Origin of the sequence: Paraburkholderia sp. A1RI_3L, assembly GCF_048957895.1 — a bacterium.
In the GTDB taxonomy this organism is placed as follows: Bacteria; Pseudomonadota; Gammaproteobacteria; order Burkholderiales; family Burkholderiaceae; genus Paraburkholderia; species Paraburkholderia kururiensis.
Genome location: NZ_JARCHA010000011.1, coordinates 201,873 through 227,745 on the forward strand (window position 1 = coordinate 201,873; position 25,873 = coordinate 227,745).

The window sequence follows — 25,873 nt, forward strand, 5'->3', positions numbered from 1 at the left end:
GCTCACAGTCGATGGATCAGGTCACCGGCGCGGGGTTGAACAGCACCAGTGCATTGGCGAGCTTCCACTGCTCGGCCCACGTCTTCTTCCGGCCGCTCGCCACGTCGAGCATGAAGTGGAACAGTTCCCAGCCGAGGTCTTCGATGCTCGCCGCGCCCGTGGCGATGCGGCCCGCGTCGATGTCCATCAGATCGTGCCAGCGTCGCGCCAGGTCGCTGCGCGTGGCCACCTTGACCACCGGCACGGCGGCAAGGCCGTAAGGCGTGCCGCGGCCGGTCGTGAATACGTGCAGGTTCATGCCCGCGGCCAGTTGCAGCGTGCCGCAGACGAAGTCGCTCGCGGGCGTGGCCGCGTAGATCAAGCCCTTCTGGCGAACCTTTTCGCCGGGCGACAGCACGCCGGCAATCGGCGCGCTGCCCGACTTCGCGATGGAGCCCATCGCCTTTTCGACAATGTTCGACAAGCCGCCCTTCTTGTTGCCCGGCGTGGTGTTGGCGCTGCGGTCCACCTGCCCGCGTTGCAGGTAGCTGTCGTACCAGGCCATTTCGCGGACGATGGCCTGCGCCACGTCGGCATTCGCGGCCCGCGCCGTGAGTTGCGCGATGCCGTCGCGCACTTCGGTCACCTCGGAGAACATCACCGTAGCGCCCGCGCGCACCAGCAGGTCGGCTGCGAAGCCCAGTGCCGGATTCGCCGTGAGGCCGGAAAACGCGTCGCTGCCGCCGCATTGCATGCCGACCACGAGTTCCGATGCCGGCACCGTTTCGCGCCGCCGCGCATTGAGCCGTTCCAGATGCGCGACGGCCGTCCGCATGATGGAGTCGATCATCGACTGGAAGCCCACGTGCGCGGGCTCCTGCAGACAGACCACCGAACCGTTCGCGTCCTGCGCCGCACCGTCGCCTTCGCCGTTCGCAGATGAGGCCGCGATGGGAATCGTGCCCCGCGGCATCAGGCGCTCGGGCTGAAGCTTCTCGCAGCCAAGGCTCACCATCATCACTTCGCCGCCGAAGTTCGGGTTCAGGCTGATGTTGCGCAGCGTGCGGATGGGCACCACGGCGTCGGGCGCGTCGATGGCCACGCCGCAGCCATAGGTGTGTTCGAGCCCCACGACGTCGTCCACGTTCGGGTAGCGCGGCAGCAGTTCGGCCTTGATCCGCTGCACCGCGTGTTCGACCACACCGGAAACGCACTGCACCGTGGTCGTGATCGCGAGCACGTTGCGCGTGCCCACCGAGCCATCGGCGTTGCGATAGCCCTCGAAGGTGTAGCCCTCGAGCGGCGGCAGCGCCTCGACTCGGGTAGCGATGGGAAGGTCCGTGAGACCGGGCGGCTCAGGCATGCGCATGGTGCGTTCGTTGACCCAGCTGCCGGCCGCGAGGTCGGTGAGCGCGTAGCCGATCACCGTGTTGTAGCGCAGCACCGGGTCGCCCGCCGCCAGGTCCACGAGCGCCACCTTGTGCCCTTGCGGCACGGCTTCGCGCAACGCGAGGCCGTCGGGGAAGACCGCGCCTTGCGGCAGACCGCCGTCGTCCACCACGACGCCCACGTTGTCGTTCGGATGCACACGGATGTAGCGCCCCGCGAGGTTCAACCGCTGATTCATTGCTGCAAGCTCCCGGCTCAAGTTGTTTGTCATCTTACAACATCGCCGGCAAGATTTGGGACGTTCGTGACGCTTGTGCGACCGCGCTACCACGTCCCGTCGCCCCCCGGCCTGCCGACGGAAAACGGGGACACGAGCGGCTCTACGGCGTCATAAGGCCAAAGCGGACCCGGGCAATGGATCAGGGTAAGCACCAGGTGTCCCGCCCCCATGCCGCGCGGCTAGACTTGCCAACGTTGTTTTACAACATGGGCTGGCTTTCGAAGTCGTCCGATAACCGCTTCACGACCTGCCACTGATTCATGGCAGACGGCCGCGACGGACCGAGACGCCGAGACCCCATGAGCACCAGGCGGCCCCACCGCCTTTCCGGAGACAGACGTGACCCACCCAGACCGTCATGCAGCAGGCGGCCGGCACGACAGCATGTGCCGGCAGGCCGGCAGGCCGACACGCCGGTCGCGGCGGGCCCGGTCACGGCGAGCACGCCAGGCCCCGTCTACGCGTTCAACGTCAACGCATGCTCGCCAACGTGCTGATCGCGGGCACGACGTGGAACACGTCGATCGTCGATACACGCTGACGCCCCTTTTTTTCAAGCCGCATCAATCAAGCCGCAACCACTCAGGAAAGAGTCATCTCATGAAAGCAGTCAAGGGCATGCGCTGGTGGATGATCAGCCTCGTTACCGTGGGGCTCATCGTCAACTATCTCGCGCGCAATACGTTGTCGGTCTCCGCAGCGACCATCATGGAACAGCTGCACGTGACCACCCAGCAGTACTCGTATGTCGTGGTGGCCTGGCAGGTGTGCTACGCGCTTGTGCAGCCGGTGGCGGGCTACGTGCTCGATGCGCTCGGCACCAAGATCGGCTTCGCGATTTTCGCGGCGGCGTGGTCACTCGCCTGTGCGGCCACGGCGCTCGCCACGGGCTGGCAGAGCCTCGCGCTCTTTCGCGGCATTCTCGGCGTGGCCGAAGCGGCCGGCATTCCGGGCGGCGTGAAGGCGTCGTCGGAATGGTTTCCGGCGAAGGAACGGTCGGTCGCGATCGGCTGGTTCAACATCGGCTCGTCGGTGGGCGCGCTGCTCGCGCCGCCGCTTGTCGTATGGGCGATTTTGCGCGGCAGCTGGGAATGGGCGTTCGTGATCGTCGGCGTGCTGGGACTCGTGTGGACGGTGCTCTGGCTCGCGTTCTACAAGCATCCGAAGCAGCAGAAGCGCCTCTCAGCAGCCGAACGAGATTACATCGTCTCCGGCCAGGAAGATCAGGGCACGTCGAACGGCACCGCGAAAAAAGCGAGCTGGAAAGAGATCGTGGTCTCGCGCAATTTCTGGTCCATTGCGATTCCGCGCTTTCTTTCCGAGCCGGCATGGCAGACCTTCAACGCCTGGATTCCGCTCTACATGGCCACCGAGCGGCACATGAACCTCAAGGAGATCGCGCTGTTCGCGTGGCTGCCGTTCCTCGCCGCCGACGTGGGCTGCGTGCTGGGCGGCTACCTGAGTCCGCTCTTCCACAAGTACTGCAACGTGTCGCTCTTCGCCTCGCGCAAGATGGTGATGGTGTTCGGCTCGCTGTGCATGATCGGACCGGCCTGCATCGGGCTGGCAGTGAGCCCGTACACGGCGATTGCGCTCTTCTGCGTGGGCGGGTTCGCGCACCAGACGCTCTCCGGCGCGCTCTACTCGATTACGTCCGACATGTTCGACCGCAACGAAGTGGCCACGGCAACGGGTCTGGGCGGCATGAGCGGTTACCTGGGCGCGACGCTCTTCACGCTGCTGTTCGGCTTCCTCGTGACGCGCATCGGCTACAACCCGCTCTTCGTGCTGCTGGCACTGTTCGACATCGTGGGCGCGCTCGTGCTGTGCTTCGTGGCGAAGGAACGCCGCGAAACGGCGATGCCCGTCGGCCAGCTTCAGACCTCGGTCTGAACGGTCTAAAAGATCTAGGCCGCCTGCCAGGCCCAGCTTCCCTCCACATCGATCACCGTCTTCACCGAGTTCGCGAGGAAGCATTCCTCGTGAGCCCGGTGGTGCAGATGGGCAAGCGCTTCGTCCGTGGGAGCTTTGGCACCGTGAAAAACGACGTGCGGCTTGAGCACCACGCGTGTTACCACTTCCTTGCCCGCCTCGTTCTTCGCCATCGTGCCTTCGGCTTCGTCACGGTACGAGGTGACTGCGTAGCCCTCGCCCGCGGCAATCGAAAGGAACCAGAGCATGTGGCAGCTCGAGAGCGCGGCCACGTAGGCTTCTTCCGGATCGACGCCCGCCGGGTCGGAGAACGGCACGCGCACCACGTGCGGCGAACTCGATGCGCTCACCACAGCGCCGCCGTCGAACGTCCAGTGATGCGCGCGGCTGTAGCGGTTGTCTGTGAATACGCTACCGTTGCCGTTCCATTCGATTGTGGCCGTGTGCGTGTGCGTTGCCATGCATGCTCCTTTTCTTCTGGTCGACGAAAAAGTTTGCGGGCCGGCTGCTGCGAGCAGCGGCCCACGATTCAGATCGGCGTCAGCAGCGCCTCGCCTGCGAAGTGCCGCGCCGCGTTGGCGATGAAATTGCGCACTGATGCCGCGATGGCCTCCGGCGAGCGGCCGCCCACGTGCGGCGTCAGCACCACGTTCTTCAGATGCAGCAGCGCGGCAGGCGGCTGCGGTTCGCCTTCGTAGACGTCGAGCCCCGCGCCTGCGAGGCTGCCCTGCTCCAGCGCTTCGGCCAGCGCCGCCGTATTCACGACGCTGCCGCGCGACACGTTGACGAGATAGCCTTGCGGCCCGAGCGCCTGCATCACGGCGGCGTCGATCATGTGCTTCGTCGCGGCGCCGCCCGGCGTGGCCACCACGAGAAAATCGCTCCATTGCGCAAGCGCGAGCACGCTGTCGAAGTAGCGATACGGCACGCCCTCGCGCGGCTGGCGGTTGTGATAGCCGACTTCGATAGCGAAGCCCTCGGCGCGGCGCGCCACCTTGCGCCCGATATTGCCGAGCCCCACGATGCCGAGCCGTTTGCCCGAGACCGAAGGCGTGAGCGGCAGCGCATCGCGCCATACGCCGGCGCGACACGCGGCGTCGAGTTGAACGACGTCGCGCACGGTAACCAGCAGCAGCGCGAACGCGTGATCGGCCACGCAGTCGTCGTTGGTGCCTGCGCCGTTGACGAGCGTGATGCCGCGCGCGCGGGCATGGTCCAGCGCGATGTTCTCGTAGCCCGCGCCCAGCGCGCTCACGAATTCGAGCGCGGGCATGCGGTCGATCTCAGCGGCGGTGAGGCCCGTGGTGCCATTGGTCAGCACCGCGCGCACGTGGGCCCCGTGCGATTCGATGGCCTGATTGCGCTGTGCATCGTCGGGTGCGTAGAGAACGTCGAGTGGAACGGGAGCGTGTGTGTCGAACGCGGCGGTGATTTCCGCGAGACTGGCTTCGGGGAGGGTAATGAGAACCAGCAGGGAAGGTTTCATGACCTGTTTGCGGGTTGGCCTGGGGTTAGTGCAGGGTGGGCACGGAGTTGGCACCGGGTTGGCGCAAGGTTGGTACGCAATGAACCCGGCGGCACGGGATTGAACGGCAACGAAACAACAGGGAAGCGACAGAGCAACACCAGAGAAGCGGCGAAAGAACGGCAAACAGGCGCCAGTTTAACAAGCCTTTGCCCGCCCCAAACGCAACAGGCTTTCGCGCCTCACGACGCGAAAGCCTGCATGCGGTAATGCGCTTCAATCAAACCGGTGGAGGCCGCGAACGGCTCAACCGGCCCGGGTCACACAAAGCTCAAGACCCGGAACTCAGAACGGCCACCAGCCCTTGCCGCCGCCCGAGCCTTCGTGGCTATCGTCACCGTCGCCATGCTGGCGCGGGAACTGGAACGAATCGAACAGGTCGCCCAGCGCCGGCGCGTTGACCGGCACGTACGGATGCGCGGCCATCTGGACCGGGTTCGGCAGGTTGTCGCGGCTGCGGTCCGTGATCGGCTTCAGGTGCCAGTTACGCTCGATAAACTTCACGATGGACACGTGATCCGAGTACTGGTGCACCACACGGCCGCCGCGCGAGTACGGCGACACGACGATGAGCGGAATGCGCGGACCGTCGCCGAAGAAGTCGACCGGCTGGATGTAGCCCGAATCGTAGTAGCCGCCGCCTTCGTCCGTGGTGATGAAGATCGCCGTGGAGGCCCACAGCGCCGGGTTGCGCTGCACCGCGTCCACGAGCTTGTGCACGAAGGCTTCATACAGGCCGAACTTCGACGACTCCGGGTGCCCGTCCAGCAGACCGCCCGGCTTCACGAACGAGACCGCCGGCAGCGTGCCGTTGGTGATGTCCGAGTAGAGGTCGCTCGTGTCCTGCAGGTGCGCCTTGACGACCGCGGGGTTCGTCATGATCGCCTTCTCGTACAGGAACGGGTTGCAGATATTGCAGTACACGCTCGTCGACGGCGAACTCACGAACGTATTCCACCCTTCGCCGTAGTACTTCCACGAGATGCTCTTCTCGAGCAGCGTGTCGCCGATGGTGCGCACGGGCGACGGCGGAATCGTGAAGGTGCTCGTATTGACCGTGCCGTCCCCGTTGTAGCCCGGGTTGTAGTTGTTCAGCAGGTAATACGTGTTCGGCGCGCACTTCGCATCCGGCTTGTACGAGAGGCTGCTCAGGTAGTGACGCAGCGTGCCCACGCCCGGTTGATGCAGGTCCGAACAGTTGCTGTAGCTGCCGCCCGAGTAGCCGTCCTGCGTGTACCAGTTGTTGGTGCCCGCCATCGGCAGCGGGTTCTCGATCTCGTTGACGGGCGGTTTGGCCGGGTTGCCGTTGCTGTCCGTGTAGTAGATCGCGTCGGCCGTGCCGATCATGATGCTGTTCGCGCCCGTGCCGCCCATCACCGGCTGGTGATAGTTGTCGCTGATCGTGAACTCGCGTGCGAGATGCGTGAAGTACGGCATGTCGCCCGTCGTCGTGTTGTAGTAGCCGAGCGCCGTGGAGCCTTCATGCGTGGTCTGGTCCGTGAACGGCGTGGGCTGGGCCTTGCCGTTCGCGCCCGCGCCCACCGACGTCTCCACCCAGGCGAACAGGTCCATCTTGCAGCCGCTCGGATTGTCGGGCGTGGCGTACGCCGTGCTGCAGTCCGCCTGCTGCCAGTTTTGGTAGAAGCGGTGCACCGGGCTGTTGATGTACTGATCGTAGTCGGGGCCCACGCGCGAGATCTGGTACGGGCCGTTCGGCAGGTTGAACGTGTTGGCGCCGAAGCGCGTGTCGGGCACGTCCTTGGGCAGGCCGCTCGCGCCCGTGGTGAGCTTCACGACGTCTTGCGGCTCGAGCACGCTGCCTTCCGCGGCCTGCGCGGCGGCGAGCGTCGCGAACGGCGGCGGGTTGGTGTCGCTCGGCGCGCTCGTGGTGCCGCCCGTGTTCGGTGCGGGCAGCACGGAATACGGCTGCTTGCCGCCGGGCGCCATCTCGAACAGGTTCGGGTTGGTGGCGCTCGCCGTGTATTGCGCGGCGGCGCTGAAATTCGGACCCGGCTGACCGTCGGCCGTGATGATGCCCTTCGTGAGCAGGTTCGAAACGGTCTGGCCGGCGCGCGGCTGATACGCGCCGAACACGTGATCGAACGTGCGGTTTTCACCGACGATCACGATGACGTGCTTGATGGGCGAAGCCGTCTTCAGCGACGGATCCTGGGCCGCGGCGTTCTGCTGGCTTTCCGCAACGGCGGGCCATACGGCAGACGCCACTGCGAGCGAAACAGCGGCGCATAACAGCGAACCTCGTAACAACGGGCTGCCGACTACCTGGGCAAATCGACTCATTAACGCCTCCATGACGTGATGCGTAAAAGCACGGGTGATGTGGCGTGTGGAATGGGGATGGCCGCGTCTTCGCGTGGAGGCGCAACCTTGTTATCAAGTCTTACGGCGGTAAGAAAGATAAAGATGCGCGGTGAAGATCTCGGGACGGCCGTGTGTCGGATGCGTGTACCGCTGCTGACGGAAGGCTTGCCGTGCGCTTACGTTTCGCGCTGTTGCGTCAGGTGGGCAGATGCATGAGCATGCACAGGTCCGCCCGCACGGCGGCCCGGTCTGAGAATCTCTGCGAATCGTTCAAGGGAGAGACGAAGCGATGTTTTCACACGTGTTCATCGGCATCACGGACTTCGGACGCGCGTTCGCGTTCTACACCGCGCTCATGGACGAGCTGGGCCACGTGCTCAAGTTCAGGGAAGACGACGTGCCATGGGCGGGATGGATGGCAACGGACGCACCACGCCCGCTGCTATTGATCGGCCAGCCCTGGAACGGACTCGCGGCGAGCCCGGGCAACGGGCCGATGACGGCGTTTCTCGCGCCCACGCGTTCGATGGTGGACCGCGTGCATGCCGCGGCGCTCGCGCACGGCGGCACCTGCGAAGGACCGCCTGGGCTCAGGCCGCAATACCACGCGCACTATTACGGCGCGTACTTTCGCGACCCGGACGGCAACAAGCTCTGTGTGTGCTGTCATGAAGACGAGCGGCCCTGAGCGGGAGCGACCCGAAGCGGAGCCACGCTGAGCACCGCCCGGCACGCTCACAAGGTCACTGCTCGCACTGCACGTCCTGCTTGCGCACCACGATGATCGCGGGATACGTGCCGTGCTCCAGTTCCACGCGCGCCACCACGGACATCGTCGTGTTGTCGATGTCGTCGTAGACGCTCACGCGTTCGCGCCGCAGGTTCGTAACGCCGGTGCAGCCCGACGTGCGGCCTTCGTCCGAGACGCGGCACTGAAGCGGGTTGTCCGCGAGGTAGCGGTATTTGTCGCGGTCCGGCGTGGCGAGGTACTCGCGCATGCTGGCCGCCGCCCCGCCGATACCGCTCACCACGCCAATGGCGCAAGGCGGCTGCGACGCGTCGCTGCTGCTGGCGGTCTGGGCTTGGGTTTGAGCTTGCCCCGGCGCACTGGCGGCGATGGCGATAACGGTGGCGGCCGCGCAGACGATGGCCCGGGAAGCGGATGCAGCGAAAACGTTCATGGTGCGAGAGCGATGGCGGTGGCCGGGTCGAAGTGCTGGATTGTAATGGCATCGTCGCGCTTCAGAACACGAGCCGGGCAGCGCACGCGGCGAGCGCCCCATCGCGACTTCAACCCTCAAACCACCGTCACATACTGCGGCCCCGGCGGCGCCACGCGCTGCGGCGGCGCCGCGAAGGCGTCGCGCATGCGCCGCACTTCGTCGATCGGGCTCAAGCCGAAAAGACGCTTGAATTCGCGGCTGAACTGCGACGCGCTCTCGTAACCCACGCGCGCCGCAGCGGCGCTCACATTGAGCCCGTCCTGCGCCATCAGCAAACGCGCGTGATGCAGCCGCGTGGTCTTCACGTACTGCATCGGCGAAGTCGACGTGACCTGCTTGAACTGCGCGTGAAACACGGCGAGGCTCATGCCCGCTTCGCGCGCGAGCGTCTCTACGTCGAGGTCGCCCCGATAGTCGGTGTGAATGCGCCGCAGCGCCTTCGCGATGCGCCCGAAGTGATGCTGATGCGTGAGCGCGGCGCGAATCGCGTCGCCCTGCTCGCCCGTGAGCACGCGATAGCAGATCTCGCGCACGATGGACGGCCCGAGAATGCGCGCGTCGAACGGCGACACGAGCGACTCCAGCAGACGCAGCACCGCGTCGCTGAGCGGCCGGTCGAGCGGCGTGGCGTAGATGCCGCGCGGCTCGCTGTGCACGGCGCCGCGCGTGTCGTTAAGCGCCATCAGCAACTCGGCCACGAGCGTCAGGTCCACGCGAATCGAAATGGCGAGCAACGGCTCGGCCGCGCTCGCCTCGGTCTCGCACTCGAAGGGCAGCGGCACGGAAAGCACGAGGTACTGCTGCGCGTCGTAGACGAACGACTGCTCGGCGAGAAAGCCGCGCTTGCGGCCCTGGCAGACGATCACGATGCACGGCTCGTACATCACGGGCTGACGCGGATGCGGTCGGTTCGCGCGCATGAACTTCACGCCTTCGAGCGTGGACTGGGTCATGCCCTCGGCGGGTGCGAGCGTGGCGAGCAGTTCGACCATGCGCCGCTGGGCCGGGCCGGCGCCCGCGGCAACCTGTGCGACGGCGGTGCCCGGCGCGGCGGGTCGAAGCGAGGTCTCACGCGAGGCCTCAAGCGCGGCGTCAGGCTGCGCCTCAAGCGGATATAAGGGAACGGTAGTCATGACGGATGTATGACGGTTCGAGAGAATCAGGCTCGAAATCTAGCACCAAACCTGGCGTCCCGCTTGCCGCCAGGAGAATCAGGCAAATGTTCCGTAGCTTCAGGTATTCCCTGGGTGGGGCCCGATGCCTAGCATGTGAACCCTGACGTCATACCTTTTTGCAGGAGCGAACATGCCGACTACCTATGCATACGCAGCACGCAGCGCCGACACCCCTCTCACACCGTTCGAATTCCAGCGCCGCGCGCTGCGCGAACTCGACGTGCAGATCGAGGTGATGTACTGCGGCGTGTGCCATTCGGACCTGCACCAGGCGCGCAACGAATGGAAGAACTCGATCTATCCGGTGGTGCCGGGCCACGAAATCGTGGGCCGCGTCACCCACGTGGGGCGCGGCGTCACGCGTTTCAAGGCAGGCGACCTCGTGGGCGTGGGCTGTCTCGTCGATTCGTGCCGCACCTGCCCGAGCTGTGCCGAAGGGCTCGAACAGTATTGCGAGAACGGTTTCGTCGGCACCTATAACGGCGTGGACCGCGTGAGCGGCGAGATCACCTACGGCGGCTACTCGACCAACCTCGTGGTGGACGAAGCCTTCGTGCTGCGCGTGCCCGACAACCTCGACCCCGCCGCCACCGCGCCGCTGCTGTGCGCGGGCATCACCACCTACTCGCCGCTGCGCCAGTGGGGCGCGGGGCCCGGCAAGAAAGTGGGCATCGTGGGCCTTGGCGGTCTGGGCCACATGGGCGTGAAGCTCGCCCGCGCAATGGGCGCGCACGTGGTGCTCTTCACCACCTCGCGTTCCAAGGTGGAGGACGCGAAGCGTCTGGGCGCACACGAAGTGGTGATCTCGAAGAGCCTCGATGAAATGCAGGCGCACGCGAACAGCTTCGATTTCATCCTCAACACCGTGGCCGCGCAGCACGACCTCAATCCGTTCATCGAGTTGCTCAAGCGCGACGGCACGATGACGCTGGTGGGCGCGCCCGAGCACGATCATCCGTCGCCGCAGGTCTTCGGGCTCATCATGAAGCGGCGGCGCCTCGCGGGTTCGCTGATCGGCGGCATCGCCGAAACGCAGGAAATGCTCGATTTCTGCGGCCAGCACGGCATCACGTCGGACATCGAACTGATTCCGATGCAGAAAATCAACGATGCCTATGAACGGATGTTGAAGAGCGACGTGAAGTATCGCTTCGTGGTGGATATCGACTCGCTGCGGCAGTAACGCGGTCAGGACCTTCAGGACTTACCCGCCCTTCGCTGCGCTGAAGGGCATCACGCTCCCCCTGACCCGCCGGGTCGCGCCGGGTTACATCTTCCCGGCCGGCCCCTGCCTCGCAACGCAGCCGGTACCGCTCGCATTCATCGCCCTCGGGTGAGTAGAAGAAGGCTTCCGGCTGCGAGTCCCCCTCGCCCGCCACACGTGCGCCGCCATGCGTCCGACCGCATGACCGGCGCGCCGAAGCCCCGCTGAAGTCCGTATGTCGCGGCGGTTCGCGCTGTTTTTCGCTGTTTTGCTTACACCCGGCTTCGTCCGGATGACTCTCTTTCGCACAGGAGATTGCCCGTGTTCGACCGAATTCAGGCGATGCGCACCTTCATTCGCATCGTCGATACCAACAGCTTCACCAAGGCCGCCGAATCGCTCGAGATTCCCCGCGCGAGCGCGACGACCATCGTGCAGAACCTCGAAGCGCTGCTCGGCACGCAACTGCTCGTGCGCACCACGCGACGCCTGAGCCTCACTGCCGAAGGCGCGGCTTACTACGAGCGCTGCGCGCAGATTCTCGCCGACATCGACGAAATGGAAGCGAGCCTGCGCAACAGCACCGACGCGCTGAGCGGCCGCCTGCGCGTCGAGATGCCGGGCGTGGTGGCCAATGCGATCGTGCTGCCCGCGCTCGCCGACTTCCACGCACGGTATCCGAATCTCGACGTGGCCGTGGGTGTGACGTTGCGCAACGTAGACCTCGTGGGCGAGGCCGTGGACTGCAGCATCCAGTTCGGCGAATTGCCGGACTCGGGGCTTGCGGCACGCCGTCTCGGCGCGCTCGAACACGTGACGTGCGCGAGTCCGGCCTACGTCGAGCGCTACGGCATGCCGGCCAGCCTCGACGACCTCGCACAGCACGTTGCCGTGAATTGCCTCGCGCCCGTTGCGTCGCGTCCGGATGCGCTCGACTTCGAAGTGGACGGCGCCGCCGCCACCGTGAAGATGAACGGCTTCGTGCGCGTGGGCGACGAGCAGGCGTACCTCACGTGCGGGCTGCAAGGCTACGGGCTGATCCAGCCTGCGCGGCTCACGGCGCAGCCTTACCTCGATACGGGACAGCTAGTGGAAGTGCTGCCGCAATGGAAGCCGCTGCCCATGCCGGTTTCGGCGGTGTTCGTGAAGAGCCGGCGCGTGTCGCCGCGCGTGCGCGCCTTCGTGGACTGGCTTGCCGAACTGTTCGAGGGTCACAGCCTGATGGACAGCCTGATGGACAGCGACCTCTCGCACGTGCATCAACTGCTGCGGGGGTTGCAGCCGGCTTGATTGTCGGGCGCGGGGGCATTCGCATCGACAACAGCCAGGCGCGTGCGCTGGGCGCGGGCGCGTGCCTCGCCCGCCACGCGCGCGAGCGCCTTCGCGCTCATGCGCGCGGCCACGTCGCGTACGTAATCGTGGTGGCGCGCTTCGAGCGGCGCCCGAAGGCGCTCCGCCAACAGATAGCGGATCAACGCGATGCGCCGATGACCGAGCGCGATGCTCTGCTCGAGCAGCGCGAGTGCTGCGTCGGGGTCGCCCGCTTCGCAGGCGAGTCTGACAAGACGCGACGTTTCCGGGCGCGGCATGACGGGGGTCCGCTCGCGTGGGGTTCAGACGGCGGCCGCGGCAGGTTCGATGCACGAGGCGTGCGCAGACGCGCCCGCTGGCACGCCTACCGCGTCGGTCACGCCGCGCGCCTGCGGTTGCCCCGCTCGCGTCGCCGTCCGCGCACACCGCGCCTCGTAATCGGCGCGCGTCCAGTCGAGTTCCACGCCGATGCGCCGCGTGCCCTCGCGAATCCTGGGCTTGTGCAACGCGAGCGTGAGCGCGGCCAGCGCGGGCCACTCGCGAAACGACAACTCCGCGAGGTCCAGCGCGAGCGTTTCGAGCAGGCGCGTATGCGGCCGCGTGTCGAGGAACTGCACGACGCGCGCGCAGTAACGCTCGTAGTCGATCATCGCTCCTGCCGCTGCTTCGCTCTCGCACGGTTCGCCCGCGTAGACGAGGCTCGCGTCGATCACCACGGGCTGCGGCTTGCCATGCTCGTGCGCGTGAATGCCAACGTGTGCCGCGACCACGAGTTCGTCGATGAACACGCGCCAGCCGCGGCCCGTCTCGCGCGGTAGGTCGGATGGCAGGTCGGACGACAGGCGCTTCACAGCAAGAGCGGCGCCGCGGCGTCGAGCATGATGCGGCAGAAGTAATCGGCGAAGCTGCGTCGCACGATCACCTCGAACGTATCGGCCGCCGTGGGCACGAGCACGATGGACGCCTTGAAGTAGTGGCTCTGCGCGCACTGCCCCGGCGCGAAGAGGCGCGGATGCAGGTCGAGCGGACAGCCCCGCGCGATCACGTCGCGCACCTTCTCGCCCGCCAGTTCGATCACGGTGTAGCCGCTGCCCACGTCCACGGCGGACGCGAACTGGCCCGCAAGCGCCGCGGCGAGCCGCTTTTCCAGCACCGCGGCCTGCGCTTCGCGCGAACGCACGAGCCATTCGTCGGGCCCGAGCCAGAGCACTTCGGCGCCCTCGCCCTGCGCCACCGTGTTGGGCGTTGTGGGCAGACGGCAGCCCAGCACGCTGGCCACGGCGCTTGCGAATGCAGGGTCGTCGGCGTCGCCGCGCAGGTTCACGAGGTCGATGAACGGCCGCTCCGTGAAGCGGAATTTCTTCTGCACGTTGGCGTGCTGCGCGCGCAGAACATCGGCCGCGCCGACGAGCGGCGATTCCTGCCACGGCCCGCGTGCGGCACCCGATGCACCGCCTGCGTCGCTCGCACTTTTAGCCGCGGTATTGCTTCGTGCCTCATTCCACATTTTGACGGGCTCCTTCGGTGTCGTAGAAAACCGGGCTCGCAATCTTCGCCCCGATCTGCCGGCCGTCCGCCAGCGGAATGTTGACCTTCTCGCCCATGCGCGACAGGCCGCCCCTGATCACGGCAAGCGCAATGGAGCGCTTCAGGATAGGGCTGTAGTAGCTCGACGTGACGTGCCCCAGCATCGGCGCCGTATCGCCCTGCACCGGTCCCGCCGTGATCTGGCTGCCCTCGGGAATCACGAACTGCGCGTCGTCGGAAAGCAGGCCGACGAACTGCTTGCGGCCATCCTTGGCGGTGTCAGAACGCGTGAGCGAACGCTTGCCGAGGAAGTCTTTCGACTTCGCCACGAGCCCGCCCATGCCCAGGTCGTACGGCGTGACGGAGCCGTCCGTGTCCTGGCCCACGATGATGTAGCCCTTCTCCGCCCGCAGCACGTGCATGGTTTCCGTGCCGTACGGCGTGATGTCGAACTCGGCGCCCGCGGCCATCAGTGCTTCCCACACCGAGCGGCCCAGGTTCGCGGGCACGTTGACCTCGTACGCGAGTTCGCCCGAGAAGCTGATGCGCATCACGCGCGCCGCCACGCCCGCCACCGTGCCTTCGCGGTACGTCATGAACGGGAACGCGGCGTTCGCGAAGTCGATGTCGCCGCACACCTTCTGCAACACCTGGCGGCTCTTCGGGCCCACCACGGCGAAGGTCGCCCAGTGGTCCGTGACGGAGGCGAGCCGCACCTTCATGTCGGGCCACTCGGTTTGCAGCCAGCGTTCGAGCCACGTGAGCACGCGTGCGGCGCCGCCCGTCGTCGTGGTCATGACGTAGTGCTGGTCCGCAAGGCGCACGGTCACGCCGTCGTCGAACACCATGCCGTTCTCGTCGAGCATCAGGCCATAGCGGCATTTGCCCACTTCGAGCTTGCTCCACGGGTTCGTGTAGACCCAATTGAGAAGCTTCGCGGCATCGGGACCCTGAATGTCGATCTTGCCGAGCGTGGAGGCGTCGAGAATCCCCACGCTCTGGCGCACCGCGAGGCTCTCGCGCGCCACGGCCGCATGCAGGTCTTCGCCGGGCTTCGGGTAGTACCACGGGCGCTTCCAATTGCCCACGTCCTCGAACGCAGCGCCATGCTCCACGTGCCACTCGTGAATGCAGGTCTTGCGGATGGGGTCGAGCAGATCGCCCAGCTCGCGGCCCGCCACGAGGCCGAAGGTGACCGGCGTGTAGTTGGGCCGGAACGTGGTGGTGCCCGTTTCGGGAATCGACTTGCCGAGCGCGCCGGCCAGAATCGCCATGCCGTTGATGTTGCCGAGCTTGCCCTGGTCCGTGCCGAAGCCCATCGACGTATAGCGCTTCACGTGCTCCACGGACTCGAAGCCTTCGCGCGCAGCGAGCAGGATGTCGGCCGCGGTCACGTCGTTCTGGAAATCGACGAACTGCTTGGCGCCGCGCGAAGCCTGCTCGCGGCTACCCACGAGCCAGAGCGGTTCGAGCGGCTGGCTTGCGACGTCGGCCGCAACCGGCGCCTGCGGACGCGGCGCATCGAAGCCGGCCGCCTTCGCGGCTTCCACGCCAGCATCCACGGCAAGACGCAGCGCGCTCGCAAGGCGAAACTCGCCCGCGGCTGCGCCCACGCTGCATTCCGGCTGCACGGCCTTGCCCGGCACGAAGCACGCCTTCTCGTCGCTCCAGTGCGCCTTGCCGCCCGACTGCGCGAAGAGGTGCAGCACCGGGCTGAAGCCGCCCGACATCGCGACGAGGTCGCAGGGCATGTCGGTCTGTTGCGTGCTCACCTGGCCACTCACCTGGCCCCCCCCCTGGCCGTTGGCATACGACGCCACCTGCACCGAACTCACCTTGAACTTGCCGTGCGCCGCCGTGACCACCGCCTGGTTGAGCACCTTCACGCCCTGACGGCGCGCCGCCGCCGCCAATGCGCCATTGCCCTGCGCACGCGAATCCACCACCGTCACCTTCGCGCCGCACGCCTTGAGGTCGAGCGCGCACTGGTAGCCGTCGTCGTTGTTGGTGAACACCACGGCCTCGCGGCCCGGCAGCACGCCATAGCGATGGATGTAGCCCGATACCGCCGAAGCCATCATCACCCCCGGCAGGTCGTTGTTGCCGAACACGATGGGCCGCTCGTGCGCGCCTGTCGCGAGAATCACGCGCTTCGCGCGGATCTTCCAGAGCAGTTCGCGCGAACCCTTGCGCATCGAGACCGGCAGATGGTCGGTCAGGCGCTGCGCCACCGTCACGAGGTTGTGGTCCTGATAACCAAACGCGGTGCTGCGCGTGAGAATCTTCACGTCGGGCATGTGGGCGAGTTCGGCTTCCACTTTCTCGACCCACTGCATGGCGGGCCGTCCGTCGATTTCCGCGCGGCCCGCCAGCAGGCTGCCGCCCAGTTCGCGCTGGTCGTCCACGAGGATCACGCGCGCCCCGGCCTTCCCGGCCGCATGAGCAGCCGCCAGGCCCGTGGGGCCGCCGCCCACCACGAGCACGTCGCAGTGCGCGAAGCACTTGTCGTAGCGGTCGGCGTCGGGCGTGTCGGGCGCCTTGCCCAGACCCGCGGCTTCGCGAATCTTCTCCTCGTACTTCGGCCACCATTTGCGCGGCCACATGAAGGTCTTGTAGTAGAAGCCCGCGGGCAGGAAGCGCGAGAACTTCTGGTTCACGGCGAGGCGGTCGTGCTCGAGGCTAGGCTCCGCGTTCACGCTCGTGGCCACGAGCCCCTGATACAACTCCACTTCCGTGGCACGCGCGTTGGGCACCGTGTAGGCACCGCGCTCCAGCTGCACGACGGCATTCGGTTCCTCGACGCCCGCCGTGACGATGCCGCGCGGCCGGTGGTACTTGAAGCTGCGCGCGACGAAATGCACGCCGTTGGCGAGCAGCGCCGAGGCGAGCGTGTCGCCCTGGTAGCCCTGATACGTGCGGCCGTTGAAGGTGAAGGTGAGCGGAATGGCGCGATTGATGCGCCCGCCCGTGCCGAGGCGATCTTTCTGGCTCATTGGCTGTTGCCCCCGTTTGCGGTGTTGCCCGTCGTGTTTGCCTCGCTCTGCGCGGCGCTCGCGCCCGACGCCGAGGCCGCCGGCTTGCCGAACTTCTCGAAGCCGAGGAACTGGTACGTCACGGTGTCGCGCGTCGCGATGAACCAGCGCCGGCAGCCCTGCGTATGCACCCATTGCTCGCGGTGCACGCCGCGCGGGTTCTTGCGCATGAACACGTAGTCGCCCCATTCGCGGTCGGACAGTTTTTCAGGTTCGGCTGGGCGCGCGATATCGGCTTCGCCGCCGCAGTTGAATTCGCTTTCGGCGCGCGGTCCGCACCACGGGCATTCGATCAGCAGCATGGGTTTCTCCCGTCAGAAGCGGTGGCTTGTTTAGTGAGCGACGGCGGCAGCGCCGTGCTCGTCGATCAGATGGCCCGTGTAGAAGCGGTCCAGCGCGAACGGCGCGTTGAGCGGATGCGGCTCGTCGCGTGCAATGGTGTGGGCAAACACCCAGCCCGAGCCCGGCGTGGCCTTGAAGCCGCCCGTGCCCCAGCCGCAGTTGAAGTAGAGGCCCTTCACGTCGGTCTTGCTGATGATGGGGCAGGCGTCCGGCGACACGTCCACGATGCCGCCCCACTGCCGGTTCATGCGCACGCGCGAGAACACCGGGAACATCTCCACGATGGCCTCCAGCGTGCCTTCGATCACCTGATAGCTGCCGCGCTGGCCGAAGCCCGAGTACTGGTCGATGCCGGCGCCGATCACGAGGTCGCCCTTGTCGGACTGGCTGATGTACGCGTGCACCGCGTTCGACATCACCACCGTGTTGACCACGGGCTTGATGGGCTCGGACACGAGCGCCTGCAACGGATGGCTTTCCAGCGGCAGCCGCACGCCGGCCATGTCCGCAAGCGTCGTCGTATTGCCCGCCGCCACCACCGCGACCTTCTTCGCCTTGATGAAGCCCTTCACCGTGTCCACGCCGACGACGGCGCCGCCCTCGCGGCGAATGCCCGTGACCTGGCAGTTCTGGATGATGTCCACGCCGGCCTGGTCCGCGCCGCGCGCGAAGCCCCAGGCCACCGCGTCGTGCCGCGCCACGCCGCCGCGCCGCTGGATGGATGCGCCCAGCACGGGATAGCGCGCGTTGAGGTTGATGGTGGGCTCGATTTCCTTGATCTGCGCAGGCGTGAGGAACTCGGCGTCCACACCGTTGAGGCGGTTCGCGTTCACGCGGCGCTGCGTGTCGCGCACGTCCTGCAACGTGTGCGCGAGGTTCATCACGCCGCGCTGGCTGAACATCACGTTGTAGTTGAGGTCCTGCGCGAGCCCTTCCCAGAGCTGCATCGCTTTTTCGTAGAGCGCCGCGGACTCGTCCCACAGATAGTTGGAACGCACGATCGTGGTGTTGCGCGCCGTGTTGCCGCCGCCTATCCAGCCCTTTTCGAGCACGGCCACGTTGCGCACGCCGTGCTCCTTCGCGAGGTAGTACGCGGTGGCGAGGCCGTGGCCCCCGCCGCCCACGATCACGACGTCGTATTCGCGCTTAGGCTCGGGGCTGCGCCACTGGCGCTCCCAGTTCTCGTGATACGACAGGCCGTTGCGGAACAGGCTGAATATCGAATAGCGGCTCATCTCTGCCTCTCGGGTTAGCACTCGATGACGTTCACGGCCAAACCGCCGCGCGACGTCTCCTTGTATTTCGTCTTCATGTCGGCGCCGGTTTCGCGCATGGTCTTGATCACGCTGTCGAGCGACACGTAATGCTGGCCATCGCCCTTGAGCGCCATGCGCGAAGCGTTGAGCGCCTTGATGGCGCCCATCGCGTTGCGTTCGATGCAGGGAATCTGCACGAGCCCGCCCACCGGGTCGCAGGTCATGCCCAGGTTGTGTTCCATGCCGATTTCGGCGGCGTTTTCCACCTGGGTCGCCGTGCCGCCCATCACCGCGGCGAGCGCGGCGGCGGCCATCGAGCAGGCCACGCCCACCTCGCCCTGGCAGCCCACTTCGGCGCCGGAGATGGAGGCGGTTTCCTTGTAGATGATGCCGATGGCCGCAGCCGTCAGAAGGAAGTCGACGATGCCGGCTTCGTTCGAACCGGGCACGAACTTCACGTAGTAATGGAGCACGGCGGGAATCACGCCGGCCGCGCCGTTGGTGGGCGCCGTGACGACGCGCCCGCCCGCGGCGTTCTCTTCGTTGACGGCCATCGCGTAGAGATTGACCCAGTCGAGCATGGAAAGCGGATCGCGCAGCGACTCTTCGGAGCGCGCGCGCAGCTGCGCCGAGAGTTCGGCGGCGCGCCGCTTCACCTTCATGGGGCCGGGCAGTTCGCCGTTCACCTTGCAGCCGCGCTCCACGCAGGCCGCCATCGTGCGCCAGATGGCCGCGAGGCCCTCGCGCACTTCGCGGGCCACGTCGGCGTCGTCCTTGCCCGACGCCGCGCGCAGCGCGCATTCGTTGCGAAACGCGACCTGCGCGACGGAAAGACCGCTTTCGCGGCACACGCGCATCAGGTCTTCGCCCGTGCGAAACGGGTACGGCACCTCGCCGGCCGCACGCACGCCGTTCACGCGGTCGCCGTCGCGGTTCACCACGAAGCCGCCGCCCACGGAGTAATACTCTTTCTCCACGAGCAGCTGGCCGTTCTCGTCGAAGGCCTGAAAGCGCATGCCGTTGGGGTGGACGACACTCGTGCCGCCCATCAGGCGCCGGTAGAACGCGATGTGCTCCTTCTCGTCGAAGCGCACGGTCTGCTTGCCGAGCAGCGCGAGCGCGCGGTCGCCGCGGATCTGCGCGAGACGCGGCTCGATCATGTCGGGATCGATCGAGTCGGGCAGATGCCCTTCGAGGCCGAGCAGCACGGCCTTGTCGGTGCCGTGCCCTTTGCCGGTGGCGCCGAGCGAACCGTAGAGCTCCACCTTCACGCGGCGCACGAAGGCGAGCAGGTTCGCGTCCTCGATGTGCGAGGCAAAGCGGCACGCGGCGATCATCGGGCCGACCGTGTGCGAGCTGGACGGGCCGATGCCGATCTTGAACAGATCGAAGACGCTGACGTTCATGGTGCGCGGGCTTCCGTTCGGGTGGGTGGGATGCCGGTGCCGCAGCGTTTTATACGGACTTCGCGTGCGGTTCACCAGCGTGCCGCCAGTACACCAAAGCGTAAAATCCGGCGATAGAACAAAAACGGCATGGAAATGGGACGCCACCGCCAGCGGCCCCGCAAGACGGGGGATCCGTTCGCTTCTGCGAAGATTGGCGACGGAAAAACGCAAGCCGGGCGCGTGGGGATGGGCGACGCTAGGGTCGGTTCAGTCGCGAACCCCGCCTCGCTCGTGCGCCGCACCATGCCGTCTGCCGAGACAACGCCTGCAAGCGTTCGTGCCCACGCAAACCTGGGTGCCGAACCGCCTGCCCCTACCTGCGCAGCCGACCATGAACACCGCTGAACCGCTTCCGCTCTACTCCGTCGACAGCGCACCGAAGGAACGCATCCGCTTTGCCATCGTGCTGCTGCCGAACTTCACGCTGACGGCGTTCTCCGGTTTCGTGGACATGCTGCGGCTTTCCGCCGACGAAGGCGACTACAGCAAGCCGGTGCGCTGCTCGTGGAGCGTGGTGGGCGACACGCTCGCGCCCGTGCGTGCAAGCTGCGGCATCCAGATCACGCCATGGCAGACCTTCGCCGAGGCCGAACCGTTCGACTACCTCGTGGTGGTGGGCGGCCTGCTCCATTCGGGACCGCAGGCCAACGAGGAAACGCTGCAGTTCATCCGCAGCGCGGCACGCACGAACGCGACGCTCGTGGGCATCTGCACGGGCGTGTTCGCGCTGATGCGCGCGGGCGTGCTGGAGGACCATCGCATCTGCGTGAGCTGGTTTCACTACTGGGACTTCGTGGAGCGCTTTCCGGCGGTGAACGCGGATAGCCTCGTCGCGGACCGCCTGTTCGTGATCGACCGGCGACGCATCACCTGCTCGGGCGGCCGAGCCTCCATCGACGTGGCCGCCGCCATTCTGCTGCGCCACTTCGAGCACGCCACGGTGCAAAAGGCGCTGCGCATCCTGCTGGTGGGCGAGATGCAGAAGGGCAACGCGCCGCAGCCGCATCCACCGGGACTCGCGCCCGCCACGCACCCGAAGGTGAAGCGCGCCATCCTCGTGATGGAACAGCACGTGGGCCGCACGCTGCCGCTCGAAGAGCTGGCGTGCAAGCTCGACCTCTCGCCGCGCCAGCTGGAGCGGCTCTTCAAGGCGGAAACGGGACGCAGCCCGCAGGCGTTCGCCAAGCAGGTGCGCCTGCGCACCGCGGCCTGGCTGCTCACGAGTTCGGACCGTACCGTGGCCGACATCGCATCGAGCTGCGGCTTTTCCGATGCCTCGCACCTGGGGCGCGAGTTTCGCAAGCAGTTCGGCGTGCCGCCCGTCGCGTTTCGCGAGCAGCGCGCGGGCACGCCGGACGCGGGCGCCGCGGCGCTCGACGAGACGTTTCCCGGGCGGGTCGACGTTTATTGATCGTTGTTGACCGAGCGGGCGGTGGGCTGCGTTTCTCGCCACGTTTCTCGCCACGTTTCCCGCCACGTTTTCGGACTGCGCTTCGGACTGCGCTTCTCGCCACGACTGCGCTTCTCGCCACGACCGCGCTTCGGACCGCGCTTTGGACCGCGCTTCGGACCACGCTTCTAGTCACGTCAGACCACATTCGGACTGCGGCGTACCGCAACCAGCCCGCCTGGCTTCAAGACGAGCGCACGATTTGTCGCCTACTCGCCGCCTACCTGCCGCCTCAGATCATGGATCGCGCCACGCGGCACGCCGCCAGGTCCCACGCGGCGCAGCCGACGCTCTTGAGCATGACCGGCTGCCCGCCCTGCACGACGGCGCATGCGCCTGACGCACCGGCCGACTGGATCGCGTCGGCGAGACTCGACACGCTTGTCCAGTCCACGCCCGCCTGGATATAGTCGCCCGCCTCGTGCGCGGCGCCGGCGAGGTCGTCCACGTAACGCACGCTGCCCAGCACGGTACGCGCGCCGATCTCGACGGCGTCGGCGGTGAAGGCCCCCACGCCGATCACAAGCCGCGCGGCGCGCGGTGCTTCGTCGTAGACGGCCGTCTTGCTCGTGGTCGCCGTTATCACGAGGTCCACCGACTCGGGCACACCTGCCTCCAGGAGCGGCACGAGGCCGCCCGGCACGTGGGCCGCATGGGCCTCGCAGAACGCCGCGGCGCGTGCCGGCGAACTGCCCTGCACGCGCACCTTCGCCGCCGGAAAGAGTTCGCCGATCGCCTCGACGTGATTGAGCGCCTGCGTGCCCGTGCCGATCACGAGCACGTCGCGCGGCGCGGCGCGGGCAAAGAGCCGGATGCCCAGCATCGAGACCGCCGCCGTGCGGCGCCCCGTCACCGTGGGACCGTCGAGCATGAAGAGCGGCACGCCGCTGTCCGCATCGCACGCCGTCACCTGGCCGTGAATGGTCGGCCAGCCGCGCGCGCGGTTGCCGGGGCACACGTTGACGAGCTTGTGAATCGCGATGTCCGGCGCCGTGGCCGGCATGGAGAGCATCACGCCGCCGCTGTTGAGCGGCACGACGAGACGCTCGGGGCTCGCGATGCGCCCGTGCGCGTAGTCGACGGCGGCAATCTGGATCGCCTCGACGAGAGCCGCGTAAGGCAGGCGCCGGGCGGTCTCGGCCGCATCGAAAGCCGGTGGCGTGTGACTGGCGGTCATGGTGGTTTCCTGGTTCATGTGGTCGTCTATGTGACAGTAAGGCAGCGGCGCCAGGCGGCACTTCGCCTGCCCTTGTTCTGTACTGGCCCGGAATGTAGACCAGCTTGGAGCCTGCATCAACCTGTCAGGGCGACGGCCGGCAGTTTCGACCGCAGCGTGCGGCGATGAGGGAAACCAACGTGCGTGGTGATGCGGATGCTGCCTGTGTTGATGTCGGGCATGTCGGGCAGCGCATTTTGCGGGTGGGATGAGAGATGGGGCGAGCGTCAGAGGAGCCGCTGAAGGCGGCATTGAAGTCGGTGTCAGGCGACACGCCGGAATGCGCGCCGGTTTCGGATTGCCGATCCCCGGGATATCGGGCGATCGAAACCGGCGTTTCGAATAACACGGCTTGATTCAGCCGGGGGGCCTCAGCCAATCAAATCTCAGCCGGCCACACCTCGCCGGCCGCGCAACCGTCATCCCTCGCCCGGCAAAGAAACGCGTCATCTGGTCGAACCGCAAATACGCGTCGGCCTGATGCGGCGCCACGCCCGACGGGTTGTGGAACCACACGCCCTGCGCATCGCGCCCGTGCAGCAGCACGAGATGCCCGCCCTGCCTTGCGTTGGGCCGCTCCGGGTAGCGAATCTCCGGGCTGACCGAGGCGATGGCAAGCGTGTTCTCGTCGATGCGCGCCGCCAGATCCGCCAGCTGCACGGTGCCCAGCACCTCCACGCGCAGGCCGAATGCGCGCTCCACCCACGTGCCGAAGGGTCGATAGATCAGCCCGTCGACGCCACCGTCGTCGCGCAGACGGTAGACGTCGTGACGCAGTGCTTCGTCGAGCAGATGCGCACGCGAACCATGCGCGATGGCCCAATAGTCGAGCAGCGATTCCAGGCACGTGAGCCCGCACAGGCGTTTGGCCCAGAAGCGGTAGCGCTCGGGGTCGGTAAAGCCGCTGCGCGTCCAGGCGGGATCGGCGCAAGGGTCGGCGCCGTCTTCGACGATCGCCCGCACCCACTCGGGGCTGCCCCACTGCGCGTAGTACGGCACGCGCACATGGCGATAGACGTTCTTGTTCATGTCGTTTGTCTCGAATCTCGAGGAGGGCAAGGCAGGCGCTCGCAGCAACGCCCTCCACTCCCATCAAAGTCCTTCAAAGCCCCTCAACGCCCATCCACACGCCCAAGCGCCGCGGCCACGCGCTCGCGCAACGTGGGCAGCACCTCGGCGTCGAACCACGGATTGCGCTTGAACCACGCGACGTTGCGCGGCGACGGATGCGGCAACGGCATCACCTTCGGGCCGAACTCGCGCCAGCGTAGCAGCGTGTCCGTGAGCGTGGGGCCGAAGGCGTCGCCCAGACCGAAACGCTGCGCGTACTGACCGACGAGCAAGGTCAGCTTCACGTCGCGCAATTGGGCGAGCAGCGCGTCGTGCCAGCGCGCGGCGCATTCGGGACGCGGCGGCAGATCGCCGCTCGCGCCCCGCCCCGGAAAGCAGAAACCCATGGGCACGATCGCGAACTTCGTGGCGTCGTAGAACGTGGCGTCGTCCACACCGAGCCAGGCGCGCAGCCGCGTGCCGCTTGCGTCGCTCCAGGGCACGCCGGACGCATGCACGCGCGCGCCGGGCGCCTGGCCGATCAACAGGATGCGCGCCTCGGCCGCCGCAGCCAGCACCGGACGCGGCGCGTGCGGCAGCACAGGCGCGCAGATCGTGCACGCGCGGATCTCGCGCAGCAACGTATCGAGCGAGCGGGACGGCGGGGACTTCTTCTTGGCGGTCATGGCGTCATGGGGTCAGGCGGGACGGACGCAACGGTGAACGCCACGCCGGCGGATGGCAAGGCGCCCCCGGCATTACAGCATGCTCCGCGGCCGTTGCATCGTGCCGTCGAAGAAGCGTTGCAGCCGGAACGCCGAGAGATCGAGGGAAGGCTGACCGTCGCTAATCCACTCGGCCACCAGCCGCCCCACGATGGGCCCCATCGCGAAACCGTGTCCACAGAAGCCCGTGGCGATGACGAGGCCGGGCGTTTGCGGTGGCGCGTCGATGACGGGAATGCCGTCGGGCAGCACATCGATCAAACCGGCCCATGCCTCAACCACCTGCGCGCCGGCCAGCGCAGGGAACAACGCGCGCAGCTTCGCGAGCGCACGCGGCGCGTGCCGCGCATTCGGCTGCGGCTGCGGATCGCGCGGATGGATCACGCGTTCGCCCGCCTTCACCACGCCGGGCAAACGCTCGTAGAGATCGCGTGCGAACGCGCCGTTCAGGTGAAAACGAAATGCCTCGTGCCGCGCCCAAAGCTCCGGCAAAAACCATTTGAGCGCACGCAGATGGCCGAGCGTGATGTCGACGTCCACCTGCATGTCGTCGGCCAGATTGATGGCGCCGTTGGCGCGCTGACGGATGCCGAGGCCGTGACCCCAGAACGTGGACGCCGACACGGCGGGCAGTGCGTTGGTTCGCATGCAGGTACCGCGCACGGCTTGCTGCGGGAGTTCCAGGCCGAGCGTGGCAAGCAGGCGCCAGCTCGTCGCGCCGGCCGCGCAGACGAAGTGGCGCGTGCGGATCGTGCCGCGCTCCGTCACCACGCCAGCGACGGCGCCCGCCTCGCGCTCCACGGCCACCACGCCGCAGCCTTCGATGAACCGCGCGCCCGCTTCCACCGCGCGTGCGGCGAACGCGGGCGCCGCGCGACGCGGCTCGGCCTGACCGTCGGTCGGCGTGTAGAGGCCGCCGTGTGCGGGGCCGTGCATCCCGCTCACATAGCGGTCGATCTCTTTGCGCGAGAGCACGCGCGTGTCGAGTCCGTACTGGCGGGCGACCTCCGTCCATTGCTGGAACGAGGCCCAGTCTTCGTCATTGCCCGCGACATAGAGGCAGCCGCCCTGGCGCCATTCGAGGTCGAAGCCGAGTTCCGCTTCCAGCTGTTCCCAGAGGCGGATGCCCGCCATCATGAGCGGCACCTCGGCTGCCTCGCGGCCCTGTTGACGCACGAAGCCCCACGCGCGCGTGGACTGCTGGCCCGCGATACGCGACTTGTCGAGCACCACGGCCTTGAGCCCGCGCCGCGCGAGATAGTACGCAGCGGCGCAGCCCATGATGCCCGCACCGGCGATGACGACGTCGGCGTGAGTGGGAAACGGTTCGTTGGAAGGCGAGAGGTTGGCGTGCAGCGGATAGGTGGTCGTCATGGGCGAAGGGGGACGAATAAGCGCAACGTCTTGCGGTCGGACCGTGCATCTTCGCAGGCCCGTCGCCGCATGGCAAATGCGCAGAGTCCCTCTCGCGGCACTACGTCGAGCCT

The 25,873-nt window shown here is 66.9% G+C and carries 21 protein-coding genes and 1 pseudogene; 5 read left to right on the plus strand and 17 right to left on the minus strand.

The features are described from left to right. Window positions 1-16 precede the first annotated feature (16 nt). Window positions 17-1,606, minus strand: coding sequence for a galactarate dehydratase (gene garD, locus PXJ20_RS25965; protein ID WP_421032459.1), 1,590 nt, complete (start codon window positions 1,604-1,606; stop codon window positions 17-19). Between the two features lie 642 nt (window positions 1,607-2,248). On the opposite strand from garD, the gene PXJ20_RS25970 reads away from it, so the two are divergent. After that, on the plus strand, window positions 2,249-3,541 hold the full coding sequence (locus PXJ20_RS25970; RefSeq protein ID WP_042302198.1) for an MFS transporter: 1,293 nt from the start codon (window positions 2,249-2,251) through the stop codon (window positions 3,539-3,541). Between the two features lie 14 nt (window positions 3,542-3,555). Here the strand turns inward: PXJ20_RS25970 and PXJ20_RS25975 are convergent, their stop codons facing one another. The 3 genes from PXJ20_RS25975 to PXJ20_RS25985 all read right to left on the minus strand — a co-directional run bounded on the left by PXJ20_RS25975 (window position 3,556) and on the right by PXJ20_RS25985 (window position 7,406). Next, window positions 3,556-4,041 carry an OsmC family protein gene (locus PXJ20_RS25975; protein WP_421032460.1) on the minus strand — a complete coding sequence of 162 codons (486 nt, stop codon included), beginning with the start codon at window positions 4,039-4,041 and terminating at the stop codon, window positions 3,556-3,558. A 68-nt stretch (window positions 4,042-4,109) separates the two neighbouring features. After that, a complete protein-coding gene (locus PXJ20_RS25980; protein ID WP_421032461.1) occupies window positions 4,110-5,066 on the minus strand; it encodes a 2-hydroxyacid dehydrogenase in 957 nt (318 codons plus the stop codon). Between the two features lie 324 nt (window positions 5,067-5,390). After that, window positions 5,391-7,406 (minus strand): alkaline phosphatase family protein, encoded by a 2,016-nt coding sequence (locus PXJ20_RS25985; protein WP_421032462.1) that lies wholly within the window; start codon window positions 7,404-7,406, stop codon window positions 5,391-5,393. Between the two features lie 310 nt (window positions 7,407-7,716). Between PXJ20_RS25985 and PXJ20_RS25990 the strand changes: the two genes are divergently transcribed. Then, window positions 7,717-8,115 (plus strand): VOC family protein, encoded by a 399-nt coding sequence (locus PXJ20_RS25990; RefSeq protein ID WP_421032463.1) that lies wholly within the window; start codon window positions 7,717-7,719, stop codon window positions 8,113-8,115. A 55-nt stretch (window positions 8,116-8,170) separates the two neighbouring features. On the opposite strand, the gene PXJ20_RS25995 is transcribed toward PXJ20_RS25990, so the two are convergent. Together PXJ20_RS25995 and PXJ20_RS26000 are read right to left on the minus strand one after the other, a co-directional pair. After that, entirely contained in the window at window positions 8,171-8,608 is a 438-nt protein-coding gene (locus PXJ20_RS25995) for a hypothetical protein (protein WP_421032464.1), read from the minus strand. Between the two features lie 116 nt (window positions 8,609-8,724). Beyond that, complete coding sequence (locus tag PXJ20_RS26000; RefSeq protein ID WP_138721038.1) at window positions 8,725-9,642, minus strand: AraC family transcriptional regulator; 918 nt, start codon at window positions 9,640-9,642, stop codon at window positions 8,725-8,727. A gap of 313 nt (window positions 9,643-9,955) precedes the next feature. On the opposite strand from PXJ20_RS26000, the gene PXJ20_RS26005 reads away from it, so the two are divergent. Next, window positions 9,956-11,008 carry an NAD(P)-dependent alcohol dehydrogenase gene (locus PXJ20_RS26005; protein WP_199543663.1) on the plus strand — a complete coding sequence of 351 codons (1,053 nt, stop codon included), beginning with the start codon at window positions 9,956-9,958 and terminating at the stop codon, window positions 11,006-11,008. A gap of 342 nt (window positions 11,009-11,350) precedes the next feature. Further along, complete coding sequence (locus PXJ20_RS26010; RefSeq protein ID WP_017773693.1) at window positions 11,351-12,319, plus strand: LysR family transcriptional regulator; 969 nt, start codon at window positions 11,351-11,353, stop codon at window positions 12,317-12,319. 53 nt (window positions 12,320-12,372) lie between these two features. Here PXJ20_RS26010 and PXJ20_RS26015 read toward each other — a convergent pair. The 7 genes and pseudogenes from PXJ20_RS26015 to PXJ20_RS26045 form a co-directional block, all read right to left on the minus strand. Beyond that, a pseudogene (locus PXJ20_RS26015) lies at window positions 12,373-12,618 on the minus strand (hypothetical protein); the annotation flags it as partial. Between the two features lie 24 nt (window positions 12,619-12,642). Continuing rightward, entirely contained in the window at window positions 12,643-13,191 is a 549-nt protein-coding gene (locus PXJ20_RS26020) for a dihydroneopterin aldolase (protein ID WP_421032465.1), read from the minus strand. After that, complete coding sequence (locus PXJ20_RS26025) at window positions 13,188-13,847, minus strand: sarcosine oxidase subunit gamma (protein ID WP_421032466.1); 660 nt, start codon at window positions 13,845-13,847, stop codon at window positions 13,188-13,190. Before PXJ20_RS26025 ends, PXJ20_RS26020 begins: the two co-directional genes overlap by 4 nt. Beyond that, on the minus strand, window positions 13,837-16,860 hold the full coding sequence (locus tag PXJ20_RS26030; protein ID WP_421032467.1) for a sarcosine oxidase subunit alpha family protein: 3,024 nt from the start codon (window positions 16,858-16,860) through the stop codon (window positions 13,837-13,839). The genes PXJ20_RS26025 and PXJ20_RS26030 overlap by 11 nt, the downstream gene beginning before the upstream one ends. Continuing rightward, on the minus strand, window positions 16,857-17,201 hold the full coding sequence (locus PXJ20_RS26035) for a sarcosine oxidase subunit delta (protein WP_413214540.1): 345 nt from the start codon (window positions 17,199-17,201) through the stop codon (window positions 16,857-16,859). Before PXJ20_RS26035 ends, PXJ20_RS26030 begins: the two co-directional genes overlap by 4 nt. Window positions 17,202-17,231: 30 nt before the next feature. Further along, window positions 17,232-18,476: a sarcosine oxidase subunit beta family protein gene (locus PXJ20_RS26040; RefSeq protein ID WP_126877517.1), complete on the minus strand. Its 1,245-nt coding sequence runs from the start codon at window positions 18,474-18,476 to the stop codon at window positions 17,232-17,234. Window positions 18,477-18,490: 14 nt separating this feature from the next. Beyond that, a complete protein-coding gene (locus tag PXJ20_RS26045) occupies window positions 18,491-19,903 on the minus strand; it encodes an L-serine ammonia-lyase (RefSeq protein ID WP_413214539.1) in 1,413 nt (470 codons plus the stop codon). 373 nt (window positions 19,904-20,276) lie between these two features. Between PXJ20_RS26045 and PXJ20_RS26050 the strand changes: the two genes are divergently transcribed. Continuing rightward, window positions 20,277-21,356, plus strand: coding sequence for a GlxA family transcriptional regulator (locus PXJ20_RS26050; RefSeq protein WP_421032468.1), 1,080 nt, complete (start codon window positions 20,277-20,279; stop codon window positions 21,354-21,356). Between the two features lie 271 nt (window positions 21,357-21,627). On the opposite strand, the gene lhpI is transcribed toward PXJ20_RS26050, so the two are convergent. From lhpI to PXJ20_RS26070, 4 genes are all read right to left on the minus strand, one after another. Beyond that, window positions 21,628-22,572 carry a bifunctional Delta(1)-pyrroline-2-carboxylate/Delta(1)-piperideine-2-carboxylate reductase gene (gene lhpI, locus PXJ20_RS26055; RefSeq protein ID WP_233411772.1) on the minus strand — a complete coding sequence of 315 codons (945 nt, stop codon included), beginning with the start codon at window positions 22,570-22,572 and terminating at the stop codon, window positions 21,628-21,630. Between the two features lie 396 nt (window positions 22,573-22,968). Then, the gene (locus tag PXJ20_RS26060) at window positions 22,969-23,640 is read right to left on the minus strand and encodes a C39 family peptidase (RefSeq protein ID WP_421032469.1); all 672 of its coding nucleotides are present in this window, start codon (window positions 23,638-23,640) and stop codon (window positions 22,969-22,971) included. An 83-nt stretch (window positions 23,641-23,723) separates the two neighbouring features. Next, window positions 23,724-24,347, minus strand: a complete 624-nt coding sequence (locus PXJ20_RS26065; protein WP_421032470.1) for a uracil-DNA glycosylase family protein — start codon at window positions 24,345-24,347, stop codon at window positions 23,724-23,726. A 72-nt stretch (window positions 24,348-24,419) separates the two neighbouring features. Continuing rightward, window positions 24,420-25,760 (minus strand): NAD(P)/FAD-dependent oxidoreductase, encoded by a 1,341-nt coding sequence (locus tag PXJ20_RS26070; protein ID WP_421032471.1) that lies wholly within the window; start codon window positions 25,758-25,760, stop codon window positions 24,420-24,422. Window positions 25,761-25,873: the final 113 nt, after the last annotated feature.

Excerpts from the sequence above, each read along its gene's own strand:
- garD (WP_421032459.1), bottom strand. The coding sequence starts at position 1,606 with ATGAATCAGCGGTTGAACCTCGCGGGGCGCTACATCCGTGTGCATCCG.
- PXJ20_RS25970 (WP_042302198.1), top strand. The coding sequence starts at position 2,249 with ATGAAAGCAGTCAAGGGCATGCGCTGGTGGATGATCAGCCTCGTTACC.
- PXJ20_RS25975 (WP_421032460.1), bottom strand. The coding sequence starts at position 4,041 with ATGGCAACGCACACGCACACGGCCACAATCGAATGGAACGGCAACGGT.
- PXJ20_RS25980 (WP_421032461.1), bottom strand. The coding sequence starts at position 5,066 with ATGAAACCTTCCCTGCTGGTTCTCATTACCCTCCCCGAAGCCAGTCTC.
- PXJ20_RS25985 (WP_421032462.1), bottom strand. The coding sequence starts at position 7,406 with ATGAGTCGATTTGCCCAGGTAGTCGGCAGCCCGTTGTTACGAGGTTCG.
- PXJ20_RS25990 (WP_421032463.1), top strand. The coding sequence starts at position 7,717 with ATGTTTTCACACGTGTTCATCGGCATCACGGACTTCGGACGCGCGTTC.
- PXJ20_RS25995 (WP_421032464.1), bottom strand. The coding sequence starts at position 8,608 with ATGAACGTTTTCGCTGCATCCGCTTCCCGGGCCATCGTCTGCGCGGCC.
- PXJ20_RS26000 (WP_138721038.1), bottom strand. The coding sequence starts at position 9,642 with ATGGTCGAACTGCTCGCCACGCTCGCACCCGCCGAGGGCATGACCCAG.
- PXJ20_RS26005 (WP_199543663.1), top strand. The coding sequence starts at position 9,956 with ATGCCGACTACCTATGCATACGCAGCACGCAGCGCCGACACCCCTCTC.
- PXJ20_RS26025 (WP_421032466.1), bottom strand. The coding sequence starts at position 13,847 with ATGTGGAATGAGGCACGAAGCAATACCGCGGCTAAAAGTGCGAGCGAC.
- PXJ20_RS26030 (WP_421032467.1), bottom strand. The coding sequence starts at position 16,860 with ATGAGCCAGAAAGATCGCCTCGGCACGGGCGGGCGCATCAATCGCGCC.
- PXJ20_RS26035 (WP_413214540.1), bottom strand. The coding sequence starts at position 17,201 with ATGCTGCTGATCGAATGCCCGTGGTGCGGACCGCGCGCCGAAAGCGAA.
- PXJ20_RS26040 (WP_126877517.1), bottom strand. The coding sequence starts at position 18,476 with ATGAGCCGCTATTCGATATTCAGCCTGTTCCGCAACGGCCTGTCGTAT.
- PXJ20_RS26045 (WP_413214539.1), bottom strand. The coding sequence starts at position 19,903 with ATGAACGTCAGCGTCTTCGATCTGTTCAAGATCGGCATCGGCCCGTCC.
- PXJ20_RS26050 (WP_421032468.1), top strand. The coding sequence starts at position 20,277 with ATGAACACCGCTGAACCGCTTCCGCTCTACTCCGTCGACAGCGCACCG.
- lhpI (WP_233411772.1), bottom strand. The coding sequence starts at position 22,572 with ATGACCGCCAGTCACACGCCACCGGCTTTCGATGCGGCCGAGACCGCC.
- PXJ20_RS26060 (WP_421032469.1), bottom strand. The coding sequence starts at position 23,640 with ATGAACAAGAACGTCTATCGCCATGTGCGCGTGCCGTACTACGCGCAG.
- PXJ20_RS26065 (WP_421032470.1), bottom strand. The coding sequence starts at position 24,347 with ATGACCGCCAAGAAGAAGTCCCCGCCGTCCCGCTCGCTCGATACGTTG.
- PXJ20_RS26070 (WP_421032471.1), bottom strand. The coding sequence starts at position 25,760 with ATGACGACCACCTATCCGCTGCACGCCAACCTCTCGCCTTCCAACGAA.